Origin of the sequence: Brevundimonas sp. AAP58 (assembly GCF_001295975.1) — a bacterium.
Lineage (GTDB): Bacteria > Pseudomonadota > Alphaproteobacteria > Caulobacterales > Caulobacteraceae > Brevundimonas.
Map to the genome: position 1 here is coordinate 1 of NZ_LJHU01000030.1, position 12,627 is coordinate 12,627.

Genomic DNA, 12,627 nt, shown 5'->3' on the forward strand with positions numbered 1-12,627 from the left:
AACATAACCGGCCCCTTCCGACACATTGGTAGCGCTACCAGAAAAACGGACTGTGATTGGATGGCTACTCATAAGCGCCCCTTGGAACAAATCGTAGATAATACGACGATGTCGTCGAGATTTCTCGACCGCAACGGTTAGAAGGTTTTACGCGCAAATTTTGGCAGTCACTGGAACCTGCCCCCTTGCTGATCAAGCGGTCGAACGGGTGAAGCCTGAGGTCTCGTATGGCATCATTCCAGGCTCAGTCGACCGGAACGCGAACGTGATGATGGCGAGCTGTCCGATGCCCTCTCCCCAGCTGACATTCGCGCGTGTCAGTCTCTCCCCGGCAACCGTCGGGGTCAGCGAGGGGCGGCCGTTCGGCCCGGTCCCACCGCGAGCATCAGCGTTCAGGCTGAACGGGCCGTCCAAGCCAACGTGGCCAGAAAGACCGAACCCCGATCCTGGTGGAGACCAGGGCTGCAGCCCCCCAGTCGGCCACGACGTCAAACCCCCTGCACAGACGATGCACATGACCTTGTCCCTCCCCACCGAAGAGCAGCGTTCTCCCGCGGGTTGGCCCATGTCAATGAACAATGCGACGGACGGTCACGTTTGATCAGGAATGACTCATGGGGGCGAACCCGCTGTGTGTCTTCCTGATTTAGGCGCTAGTATATCGCCGATGCCCCGGTGGGCGGTTCACGGACGCATTCAGTGCTGCTGTCATTTCCCAAGGGGGCAGAGCCCCTGGCGAAAGCCCTGAGGAGCTGCAAGACCCACCTCGTCTGGGTCGCGGCCTTCAGTGCGCTCGTGAACCTGCTGTATCTGACGCCGACCCTGTACATGATGCAGGTCTATGATCGGGTCGTCGCCACCGGCAGCCTGACGACGCTCGCCTTGGTCACGGGCGCGGCGGTCCTGGCGTTGGCCAGCCTCGCGCTTCTGGACTGGGTCCGGACGCGGCTCCTGACTCGCGTTGGTCTAAGACTCGAGCGTAAGCTGGCGGCTCCCATCCTGTCGCGGTTGGTCGATGCCCGATCGCCGGCATCGGGCGCGCTCGCACTCCGGGACTTCGAGACGGTGCGGCAAGCGGTGTCCGGGCAAGCCATGCTGGCCCTGTTCGACGCGCCCTGGACGCCGATCTATCTGGCCGCCTGCTTCCTGCTGCATCCCTGGCTCGGGGCGTTGACCCTGCTGGGCGGCATGGTTCTGGTGGGGTTGGCCCTGCTGAACGAGATCGACAGCCGCCCGCGCATCAAGGCGGCAACCCAGGCCATGAACGAAGCCCTGCGCGCGCAGGAAAGCCTGACCCATCAGTCCGAGACCCTGAGGGCGCTGGGCATGCGCCGCGCCTCGATCGGGCAGCAGATCGCCCAGCGCCGAACGGCGGCGGAACGCAATCTCCAGGCCCAGCTGACGGGCGGCAAATACATTGGCGCGATCAAGTTCGTGCGGCTCCTGCTGCAATCCGCGGCTCTGGGCCTTGCCGCCATTCTGGCCATCCGGGGAGAGATCTCGGCCGGCGCCATCATCGCCGCCTCCGTCCTGCTCAGCCGCGCCGTTGCGCCGATCGAGCTTCTGGTCGGCAGCTGGTCCCAGCTCGTCCAGGCACGAACCAGCTGGAAGGGCCTGATCGACCTGTTCGTCGCAACCGAAGACCATGACCGAACGCGCACGGCCCTGCCCGCGCCGCTTGGCCGATTGGCCATCGAGAACACGACGATTCAGTTGCCCGGCACGGAGCGGCCTCAGCTGCGCGGACTTAACCTGCGGCTGGAGCCCGGCCAGACGCTCGGCGTTATCGGCCCCAGCGGCTCGGGCAAGACCACGCTGGCCCGCCTCGCGGCCGGGGCACTTGAACCCACCGCCGGCGTCGCGAGACTGGACGGTGCCGACTACCAGACCCGCGAGAGCGACGAACTGGCCCGCTTCATCGGCTATATGCCCCAGTCGCCAGGCCTGTTTCCGGGTTCGATCAAGGACAACATCTCCCGGTTCCAGCGCCACACCGGCGAGCCTGCCGACGGGATCGACGCCCGCGCAGTCGCGGCCGCTCAGCTGGCGGGGGCCCACGACATGATCCTGCGCCTGCCTGAGGGCTACGACACCGAACTGGGGCCGATGGGCGCAGGTCTGTCGGCCGGTCAGGCCCAGCGCATCGCTCTGGCCCGCGCGCTCTACGGCGATCCGGTTCTCCTGGTGCTGGACGAACCCAACTCCAATCTGGATCAAGAGGGTGAAACCGCCCTGATGAACGCCATCCTCGCGTCAGCCCAGCGTGGCGCGGCGGTCATCGTCATCGCCCACCGGGCCGGGGTGCTGGCCCGCGTCGATCGGCTTCTCGTCCTGCACGACGGCGTCGTCCAGAATGAAGGCCCCCGCGAGGACGTGCTTGCCTGGCTCGGCAGCCAACGGAAGGTCATTCGCGAGGTGGCACGATGAGCGCCGCTGATGCGCCTGACCCGATTGCGCCCCAGGCCTCCGGTGACCTCGACTCCCCCAGGCGAGAGCTGATGATCGGCGGCGGCGTGATTGCCGCGTTTTTCGTCCTATTCCTAGGTTGGGCGGCGCTGGCCCCGCTGGACGCGGGGGCCTTCGCGCCCGGACAGGTCGAGGTCTCGGGCAATCGACAGGCCGTCCAGCATCGCGAAGGAGGTGTCGTCAGCGCCCTGAACGTGGCGGAGGGCGACCGCGTCCGCGAGGGCCAAGTGCTCGTCGAACTCGCCACAGGCAACCTTCAAGCGACCGAACGGGGGCTGGCGGCGCAAGTCCTTTCGCTCGAGGCCCAGCGGGCTCGCATCATCGCCGAACGCGACGGCCTTGCCGGCCTGGCGCGTCCCGCAGCTTTCGCCGAGCTGTCGCTTGAGGACCAGGCGCTCGCAGACGAGGCCTTCCGCACCCAGCAGCAGCAGTTCGCGGCACGGCGGGCCAGCCGCACGACCGAGGCTGGCGTCCTGCGCCAGCGGATCGGCCAGCTGAGGGAGCAACAGCTGGGCTTCGAGCGGCAGATCGCCGCCAATCAGGAGCAGCAGCGCCTGTTGGCAGAGGAACTGGAGGGCATGCGCTCCCTGGCCGCCCAGGGCTACGCTCCTGAGAACCGTGTCCGGGCGCTGGAGCGAACCGCGGCGGCGCTTGATGGAGAACTGGGGTCGCTCCGCGCCCAGGTCGCGCGCACCGCCGAACAGATCGGCGAGACCGAGCTGCAGATCAGTGGTGTCTCCACCCGGCTCGGCGAGGAAGTCGCCGATCAGCTGAAGCTCGTCGAGGTCCAGATCAATGAGCTCACGCCCCGCTGGCTGGACGTCCGCCAGCAGATCGAGAGGGGCCAGATCCGCAGCCCCGTCGACGGGCAGGTGGTGGGCCTGACCGCCTTCACCGTCGGCGGCGTGATCCAGCCCGGCCAGACGCTGATGGAGGTCGTTCCCGAGAGCGCCGCCCAGGTGATCGTCGCCCGCATCAATCCCGAGGACATCGACAACGTCCGCGTCGGCCTGCGCACCGAGGTACGTTTCCCCAGCCTGCGCGACCGTGACCCACCGCTGGTCTACGGCGAAGTAACGCGTATTTCGGCCGACACATTTGAAGATGAACGATCGGGGCAGCGGCACTACCGCGCCCAGATCGTGGTCCCTCCAGAGGAGTTGGAGCGCCTTGGCCGTGCAGCCGACGACATCCGCGCCGGCATGCCGGTAGAGGTCGTTGTCTTGCTGCGGCAACGAAGCGCGCTCACCTATCTGATCGAGCCCCTGACCCGCAGCCTTTGGCGCTCAGGCAGTCTGCAATGACTCTCAGCAATCGGCCTTTTTTCCTCACGTCATCGTTGGGTTCGAAGTGATTCTGGCGGGAATGGGCAGCATTTACATGGCTGGTGACTGCATGATTTCCTAGGCGGTCGTGTTGCCTTACTCTGCACTGTCATCAACATCGAGCGAAACCCGGGCCGACACTAGTCGGCCCCAGTTCGGTGCATCCCGCCCTTGCAGCGGCTCCAGGGGAGTGGCAGCCAACGGCTCCCACAGTGCAGCAATCTGCCTTTGTCATACACGGGTGGCATCCTCCCCCGGTTGCCCGACCTGCTGTCATCGGGTCTGGCGGATCATCTTGCGCACCCACCAAACCAGCCCGTCGAACTGGTAATCCGTCAGACCCCCACCACCGGCGAGCACGTCATGACCCGGCCGCTCCGGAAACCGAGGGCGAACCCGGACGCGCCTTTGGGGATACCCCACGCAAGGCGCAAGCGCGGCAAACCAGGGATGCTATCGTCACTGCGGCCCGAAGGCTCTTCTCTGACGCCAGCCATGACGGCGTGAGCCTTCAGGACATCGCCGCCGCGGCGGGGATATCTCAAGAACCCGCTGTTTGATCATTTCAAGAGCAAGGCGGCGATCTGGCAGGCCTCCATGGCCACCGATCCGCCCCTGGACAGACCGGGCGCGCACCATGAAAAAGATCTGTACCGGCTTCTGGGCGCGCTGATCGAAGCCCACCGAACCCGGTGATACGGCGCTCTTTGAGAGACGCCTCACTGAGGCCGAGCGGGCTCTGGCGCGGATCGCCCCGCGCCAGGAGCCCAACTGACATGAAGACACGTGACGGCGACGGTGACCGTCCCGGCTCGACCCGGCTCAACCGCGCCGGGCGAGAGACCGATGGTGGTCTTGATCGCCAAGGCGGAAGGGTCAGACAGCCAGCGGGTGGGCACCCAGCGTTCGGGAGCCACCATGGGTTGGGTGGGTCTGGCGACCGGTATGGGACTGTGTCAGAACTAACTTTGGCTGGCGAACTCCGATCGTACGGCCAGGGCGGCCGGATCGATCCGACCTCGGTGATCTTCCTGGATCCGGCCGCCAGACACTTTCACGACGGCAAAGCAGCCATGAAGCGCAACCGTATTGAGCTTGCCGTTGTGCCGGTGGCTGTCCTGGTAGCAGCCAAGGCGATGTTCTCGGGCGTGTCCGAGACCTCGGTGTTTCGTTACCTCGGGAGCTGGCGATCCGCTTCCAGCTGGCTCCGTTGTCGTGGTGGAAGGCCATCGTGTAACAGGCGGTCCGCGCGCCTGTGAGATCGACCAGGCGACGCCGCTCTAGACGTCGTGGGGCCGTGCGGCAGCGTGTTGCAGTCTCGCGGCTTCTGGCACCGGGACCCGATTGACATGGCAGTTGCAGAAAGCTGCGGCAGCAGTCCTATAACCTTATAGGTGGCTGGCACGCCCTGCATCTTGCACCCTCGTCCGGACCACGGCCAGGTTGCGTGGCGCGCGGGATCACGAGGATCGTTCGGGTGGGCAGCCGTTGTTTCGGGCTCTCTCTTCTGCCGTTCGGTCCTACGCCGGCTACGAGAGCGCTCCGCCCGCCCCGCCGTAGATTGTGATCACCTAGTGGGCGCGAGGAAGTGGATGACCACCGAGTAGGCCAGATCGCGCTTTCGCATCGACGCGGCCTATCTCGCAGGCTGATGCATACGAGCCGAGGTTATGACAGCCCCGCGCCCTCCAGCAGGGCCATTCGATCCCGATCCAAACCCGCGTGACGGGCGCGAGATGCTCGGGCTGCTAACCAAGCCTCGCGCCTTGTCGCCACGCGTCATTGCAACTGAGCTCACGAGGGCTCAGACGAACAGTCCCCAACTCATCCTTCCTGTGCGCGGCCCCTGCGGGGCATCCTGATCGTCGCCTTTGGCTTAAACCCAGCACCGCCTTCATTCAGCAGAACGACCGGCCTTGATCGTGCGGGTTCAGCCGACAGCCTGCGTGGCGAGCGACTGCAGCGACGACGCCCCTCCCAGACTTCGCCATTATCCTCGTATACTGGTCCTATCTCGATCGCCCGGAATACGGCCAATGATCGAGCATCGATCCATCCAGTTGGACAGTGATGCGGGCCTCACCGCGGCACATAAAGACCTTCGTATAGGGTCGGCGCTTGTTTGGGCCGAGCGATTGTCGGATCCGCCAGCCTTCGGCCTGCATCTTTCTGACCGCCTTGACCATGAGATGCTCATCCAATGCCAGTCTCTGGACGACCTCCTCAGCGACCTGGATTGCGCCAGTCTGTGGATCGATCAGAGTGCGGCCGTCTCGGGTTGAGCTGATCAAACACAGAGCTCCGACGAAGAACTGTTGCAGGTGTGTCGCATAGCCTCCGGTGAGATGGAGATGAGCGGCCCTGTCTCTCAGGTCTGTGAACTCCTTGGACTTGGGTGCCAGAAAAATGGCCTCGAGTTCCGACCAGGTTACGCGAGCCCTTTGGGGTTGGCGGGGTATGCGGATAGGCCGGCCGGCTCGACCGCGCGGAAGAAGCTTTGGTGCCTCGCTCAACGGCAGAAATTCCTCACGCCACACCAGATCGGTCTGGTGCGGTACAATCCGGCCACCAAACGTGAGCTTGGCACATCGGAGTTCGCCCTCTGGGTGCGCCTCGAGGACGAACAAGAGATCGCCCGGCCTGAATACGGGTTCGACACCCGGCAACTGGTCGCTGTAGCCGACCATTACACCAACTTGTCCTGCATGCATTTTGTCACCTCCATGAAGGAAAACTAGGCGAGCCAACACGTCGCGTCAACAATTATCTAATTGAAAAATCTACATATTTAGGCATCAGTACCCCTACTGACCTGGGTGTGTGAGGCAGCACCAGGTCATTGGCACGCCTTGGTTGACCTCAGGTCAGCCACGCCTTCACGCCACGGCGCGCGACGCCACCTCCATGCCCGCAGAGGACAGCGACACAGCGACACGGCGACAAAGGGCAGGAACAGGCAGGCAGGGCCGTTCTCCGGGGTCCGCGCCTTCCTCGGGCTCGCCCACAGAGGCTGAGTATGCAGGGCTGGCGGAGATCTAACCTGCCGGTAAGCCGGTACGCCCCCGACCGAGAGGTTCGCGATGCGTGAGGCATCGGTCTGGAGTTGCCCGACTGCCACGGCGGGTAGGGCGACGGTTGACCGGGCCCGCGATTGCAACGGGTTTCAGTCTATGGCCGCGGCGGTCGTCGCGGACCGTCGGCTTGTGAAAAGTAGCATGCGGCCCGGCGGGCCGTAGCGGGGCTCTCGAGGCCGCCATGCGCCTACGCATCCCGAACACTTGGTCAGAGGCGCACATCGCTTGGCGGGGGCGCTGCCCTCGCCGCTACGGGGCACGGTCGTGAGCCGGGGACAGGTTATGTTCGGCCTGAACGCGACAGCCAGGCCATATTCAGCGAGCCGATCAAGGCGTCCTCCTGGCTTAATCAGCTCCTCCTCATCGACCGCCCAATGCGGAGCTGCTGCGCCTCCCTTGCCAAAGAACTTCCAACCCAAGAAACAGGGACCCGCCCCATCATCAGAACGCGCCACTCGTCTCATCCTCCGATGCTGAACTCCCGATCAGGCGGCCGATCCGGGCCCGGAGGCAGGCTACTCGGGTTCGGCATCAGGGCCGAGACCCAAGCGGTGGCGTTCCTCTGGCCTGGGCGTGTTTAGCGCCAACTGTTCTTTGGCCCCGTGGAGACAGGCCTTGAGCCAGGCGCGATATCGGGGCGTCCGGTAGCGTTCCAATCGGCCAAGCGCATTGAGCGCTTCAGCCACCTCTTCGGGCCAGGGGGTTTCAGCCCCTGGACCAAACAGCTCTGCCGCGGCTGAAGCGGGAGCGGCGATGTAACCTTCCAGAACCTGGAGACAGGACCAGGCCCGATCCTGGACAGCGCGTAAGTCACCATAGGGATCATGGGCCCCGATGAGCGCTCCGTCCGACGTAGACATGGACCGTGCGAACCCATGTTTTGTGGCATTCATGGACGACCGGCGCTTTCCGGCTGAAGACTTCGGGCCCGTGCTCCGTCTCGCATTGGCCCGATTGGCTGCGATGCGCCTTTCACTCATCGGTCCCAATGAGCCGCGAGAAGTAAGTGCGTTCGCGATTGAGGCGATGATCGGCCAACTTGGCTTCAGAGACGGCGCGCTCCCGTCTGATGGTGTGCAGCTCTTCCGCGTTCCGCATCGCTCTCAACCCCATGTATTGGGCCTGGGTCCGGGTGTGGCGACGGTCTGCAGCCTCAATCAAGGCATCGACGCGCGAGAACTTTTCCGCATGTTCGACAAAGGCCTCGGCCAGCAGCAGACTCAGATCAAGACCCACTTGGTGGCAGCGCTCAATCAGGTCCTGCTCCGCCTGCGGGTCTTCCTCCTGCCATCGGACCACGAGATTTTCGGCCAAGCTCCGAGCTGTTGAGGGAGCGGCCTCGGCAAAGGTCGATGTGATCGCCTCGATCAAGGGTTTGGCGGCGAGGGCCCTCACGCCCCACGCTCGGGCACGCTCCAAAAGCCGGCGTTCGGCCAGCTGCTCAGCATAGATCTGAACCGTCACTTCTTCTGCGAAACCCTCGGGACGCACGCCGTCATAAATATCGATCAGGATCGCCTCCACATCATGCCGCGAAGACCCCAGGGGACCCACGGGAGCGACAGGGTAGTCGATGATTTGATCGTGCGGATCATCCGGCTGGACCCAGGACTGGCGCGGATATGAGGTCGTCGCCTGTGACGCCCCAGGTTCCGAGCTCTGGGCTACAACGCTTGGGACCACAACGCCCTGGGTCAGAACACCGGTCGGCCCGCGTTGGCGGACCCGGGCAGGGGGTAGATGGGTCTCTTTCATGCCGGCCTTCCTTTCGCGATAAGCAAGCGCCGGATTATGGTTGAGGCACTGGAGCGACCTCACGACCACTCCAGCGCCACCTTCACGGCTTCACTTTAACTTCAGACGTGTGGTTTATGGCCGTACCGTTCAACCCCGCTCGTCCAGAGAGACAAAGCATGTGCGCGCCCCGCGGCGCAGCACCAGACCCTGCCCTGGGACGCATCTCTCTGGCGTGAACTGACGTTCAATTCGCCAGCCCCAAAATGCAAGACGCCGATAGAGGGGCCCCACCCTCTGCCGCGCTCTTTGGAGGAGGTGATCCCTGCCTCAGATTGGGGGACCAGCCATCGCGCAGATACGCCCAGGGTGAATAGCGGTCCGCTCTGAAAATGAACCCACCGACTTCTTCGTTATCGATGGCCTTGGACATCACGGTGCCCCCAGAGTATCGGGCCCCTGGCTAGGTCCAATACCCGGACGGCCAAGCCTTGGAATCGCAGAAATCATGGGCGTATTCCGAAGCCTCACATACTCATCATGATGCAACGTATCGTGAAGCCACGGGACACAGGCTCCAAAGCCGTCAACACCGTGGAAGACGGTCAGCCCCCCTTCTGATTTATGCGTCATCACGATTATATCTCCAGGCTCAAATACTCTTGAGCCAGGGCGGATGGTACGCCGATATCGAACAAAAACGCACTGTTCTCCAAGTCTGGTCATAGTGATCTCCTTTTGCTTCTTCAGCAGCCTAGGTTTTGATTATACCAACCTGATACTTTGGTCAACTATTTGTTTTTACTGATTTTTTTAAGCTTTGGTCGCCCGCACAACTAGGCGTCAAGTCGGCTCCTGCTCCTGCAGCGTATGGGAATTCCATCTGGTAAGGATCTGAGCTCGCAGCAGTCTCTTTGCGTGGTGCGAAGTTCCGGGTGAGCCGTCCGTTACCGAGGCTCTGACCGTTTCCCGCGCACGACAGAGCGAACAAGCTTGGCTGCCGCCTCGCTGTGGACCGCTCGGAGGGCAGCCAGGGCGGCATCGACAGGGTCACCCGGCAGGATCACCAAGCGCGATCAACAGCCGCGATCGCCGTCTTTGATCCCCGTCTTTGATCACCGGCCGTGATCGCTGGGAGAGGCCAGTGGCGGGGCTCATCAGCCACGCAGCAAAGGCCATGACCTACGGGCCATTTTGAGGGTGCTCATTCTCGGACGAAGCGCAGGATTAGCCTCAGCAGCCTGGCCTCGGGGGTCTGTCTGCCCAGACTGCCCGCGATCTGCTCAGCAGTGCCCGCGCCAGTCTCCCCGCAGAGCTGGCGTTTCGGGGCTGGGGCCAAGGCCGGGGTAGGGACTCAAGCGGGAGACGGGGGCGAGTGCGAAGACGGGAAGCGGGGCTCAGCGCGTTGCAACTCGTTGCATGCATGACGCAGGCAACACAGGCAACACAGGCAACACAGGCAGTATGGGCGGAGCGGCACCCAACGAGATGGGACCCTCAGCGCCAACAAGATCAAGCGCAGAGACTGGCCGCGCGCCCGCGCAGTTTCATGGGGCCACCCCCCAAGGCTATTCCCCGAGTTTCTGCTCCGAGGTTGCCTTACCTAGGCAAGGCAAAGCGCACCGGCGCGCAAGACAGCCAGAAAAATGCCTCGCGCGGAGGACGGTCAATGCCGGTGGCGCATTTTCGCTGTGTTGATTTTTGCAAAACGAACCCATTAGACCGTTCCACTTTGGGCGCAGGCGGTCGATGAAGACCGAAGTGTCAGGTGAAGCCGTAGCCACAACCACAAGAAGCCGGCCCTCGCCAGCCATGGGCGTTTTCGCTAGGGCTCCTCCCATGTCGAGCGCTGCCCCCAATCCCCTCCTGCACCGCCATTCTGACGATCCCCATCAAGGCTTCATCGGCCTTGTCGCCAGTCTGGCCGAAGCGTCCGGACCTGACGGCCTGACCATCGGCGAGATCCGCGACCGGCTGGATGAACGCGCCTTCGGCCTGATGATCCTCATCCTGGCCATCCCTTGCCTGGTGCCCGCGCTCTATGGTGTGCCCCAGATCGTGGGAGTGCCAATCCTGCTCCTGGCCGGCCAGATGCTGGCGGGTCGAGAGGAGCCCTGGTTGCCCGCCGGCATGCTGAAGCGAACGGTGTCCAAATCCATGCTGGACCGCATGGCCGACTTCGCCGTCAAGCGAATGGGCTGGCTGGAGCGGCTGTCCAAACCTCGACTCAGGCTATTCACCACCGGGCTCGCAGAACGGATGGCCGCTGCCTTCATGATCCTGGCGACCCTGACCATCGTCCTGCCCATGACCAACACCGTGCCATCGGTCGCCCTCGCCCTGCTGGCGGTCGGCCTGATCCAGAGGGACGGGCTGTTCGTGGCGGCGGGCGCGACCGTGGCCGTCGGCTGGGCGACCGCCATCGCCGTGGTGGCCACCGGCTTCCTGCTTGGGGCCGGCTGGGCGGTCGGGCTGATGGCGCGCTTCACCGGTTAGGGCTAGGGTCGCGGTCATGAGCCTCTATCGCCTGCTGACCCGCTGGTGGACCGCCTTCGCCCTGGCCATCTCGCTGGCCATGCTGGGCTTCGCCCACTTCAGCGAGCGGGTGCTGGGGCTGGCCCCCTGCAACCTCTGCCTCAAGCAACGCGACGTCTACTGGGGTGCCGTCGCCATCGCCCTGATCGCCACGCTCTGGGCCCTGATCAGCGGATCGCGGCGGGGGTCGCCCCGCATCGCCGCCTTCCTGCTGGCGGCGGTCTTCGCCACGGGCGCGATCACTGCCGGCTTTCACGCGGGCGGCGAGATGAAGTGGTGGGAGCTGCCCGCGCTCTGCGCCGGCGGTGGCGCGGGCGCGGACCTGGAGTCCCTCACCTCCCTGGCCTTGGGCGTCGGCGAGCCTCAACGGATCGTCATGTGCGACGCGGTGACGTGGCGCTTCCTGGGTCTGTCGATGGCAGGATGGAACGCCTTGATCTCGGCCGCATTGGCCGGGTTCAGCCTGATCGCCGCCAAGAGGCCCAAGGATGCCAGAGCCCCGAGAAACTGAGCACCCCGGAACCGGGACCCGCCGCATTCCCCTGCCCCGCCCGGGCCGGGGGGCGACACGGGCGCGGCTGGCCGAGATCCTGCGCGTGGATCACGCTGGCGAGTACGGCGCGGTCAAGATCTATGAGGCCCAGCGGCGAGTCTTTGCCTCGGCGCCCGGCAAGGCCGACATCGCTGCCGACATGGCCGAGATGCAGGCGGGCGAGCAGGTCCACAAGGACCGGTTCGACGCCTTGTTGAACGAACACCGGGTACGGCCCACGGCGTTGCTGCCGCTCTGGTCCATCGCGGCGACCGGGCTGGGCACGGTCACGGCCTTGATGGGCGAAAAGGCCGCCCATGCGTGCACCGAAGCCGTCGAGGCGGTGATCGAGCAGCACTATGCTGACCAGATCGAGGAGCTGAAGGACCGCGACCCCGAGCTGGCGGCCGAACTTGCACAGTTCCGCGAGGAGGAGCTGGCCCACCACGACCACGCCATCGAGCACGGCAGCCGCGAGGCCCCGGCCTATCGCCTGCTGAGCGCCGTCATCCAGGCCGGCTGCAAGGTCGCCATCAAGGTGTCCGAGCGGGTCTGACGGCGATCGCGGCGGCTCTCGGCGTCACCGTCTTATTGCGCCCGCGTCAGCTGAACGGCTGGGCAAAGGCTGTCGTCGTCAGCAAGCGGTCCGTGCTGAACGGCATGTTGCAGGGGTAGGAGATCAGTCTGGGCGGTCGCCCCTGTTCCGTGATCTCGCCCAGGATCGGAGCGCCTCCGCCCGGACATTCGCGCAGGCGTGAGCGCGTTTCCGGATCTCGACGGCGTAGCGGGATCGACCACGGGACGCGGTCCGGCTCCCACACCCGACACGGATCGGACCAGGCGGCCTCCAGCCGAGCGGCGATCTCTTCGCTCGCGGGGCCACTAACGACGGGGAAGCGATCCGGAACAGGATCAGGGTCAGGATACCCGGGACGCGGCGGCGGTGGGGGAGGCGGGGGTG

General features: G+C 64.6%; 8 protein-coding genes and 1 pseudogene. 6 read left to right on the plus strand and 3 right to left on the minus strand.

Features of this window, described 5'->3' with window-relative positions:
• The first annotated feature begins 699 nt into the window (after window positions 1-699).
• From IP78_RS04635 to IP78_RS15805, 3 genes are all read left to right on the plus strand, one after another.
• On the plus strand, window positions 700-2,427 hold the full coding sequence (locus tag IP78_RS04635) for a type I secretion system permease/ATPase (protein WP_054110545.1): 1,728 nt from the start codon (window positions 700-702) through the stop codon (window positions 2,425-2,427).
• Entirely contained in the window at window positions 2,424-3,770 is a 1,347-nt protein-coding gene (locus IP78_RS04640) for an HlyD family type I secretion periplasmic adaptor subunit (RefSeq protein ID WP_054110546.1), read from the plus strand. The genes IP78_RS04635 and IP78_RS04640 overlap by 4 nt, the downstream gene beginning before the upstream one ends.
• 233 nt (window positions 3,771-4,003) lie before the next feature.
• Window positions 4,004-4,351, plus strand: coding sequence for a TetR family transcriptional regulator (locus tag IP78_RS15805; protein WP_197272372.1), 348 nt, complete (start codon window positions 4,004-4,006; stop codon window positions 4,349-4,351).
• 1,449 nt (window positions 4,352-5,800) lie between these two features.
• Here IP78_RS15805 and IP78_RS15235 read toward each other — a convergent pair.
• Window positions 5,801-6,478 carry a hypothetical protein gene (locus tag IP78_RS15235; RefSeq protein WP_156320285.1) on the minus strand — a complete coding sequence of 226 codons (678 nt, stop codon included), beginning with the start codon at window positions 6,476-6,478 and terminating at the stop codon, window positions 5,801-5,803.
• A 1,359-nt stretch (window positions 6,479-7,837) separates the two neighbouring features.
• Window positions 7,838-8,620 carry a hypothetical protein gene (locus IP78_RS04655; RefSeq protein WP_054110549.1) on the minus strand — a complete coding sequence of 261 codons (783 nt, stop codon included), beginning with the start codon at window positions 8,618-8,620 and terminating at the stop codon, window positions 7,838-7,840.
• A 1,818-nt stretch (window positions 8,621-10,438) separates the two neighbouring features.
• On the opposite strand from IP78_RS04655, the gene IP78_RS04660 reads away from it, so the two are divergent.
• Genes IP78_RS04660 through IP78_RS04670 form a run of 3 tightly spaced genes read left to right on the plus strand, consistent with a single transcriptional unit; the run spans window position 10,439 to window position 12,222 of the window.
• Entirely contained in the window at window positions 10,439-11,095 is a 657-nt protein-coding gene (locus tag IP78_RS04660) for an exopolysaccharide biosynthesis protein (protein WP_054110550.1), read from the plus strand.
• A gap of 16 nt (window positions 11,096-11,111) precedes the next feature.
• A complete protein-coding gene (locus IP78_RS04665; protein WP_054110551.1) occupies window positions 11,112-11,645 on the plus strand; it encodes a disulfide bond formation protein B in 534 nt (177 codons plus the stop codon).
• Entirely contained in the window at window positions 11,623-12,222 is a 600-nt protein-coding gene (locus tag IP78_RS04670; RefSeq protein ID WP_054110552.1) for a demethoxyubiquinone hydroxylase family protein, read from the plus strand. The genes IP78_RS04665 and IP78_RS04670 overlap by 23 nt, the downstream gene beginning before the upstream one ends.
• Before the next feature lie 46 nt (window positions 12,223-12,268).
• On the opposite strand, the pseudogene IP78_RS15625 reads toward IP78_RS04670, so the two are convergent.
• A pseudogene (locus IP78_RS15625) lies at window positions 12,269-12,627 on the minus strand (hypothetical protein); the annotation flags it as partial.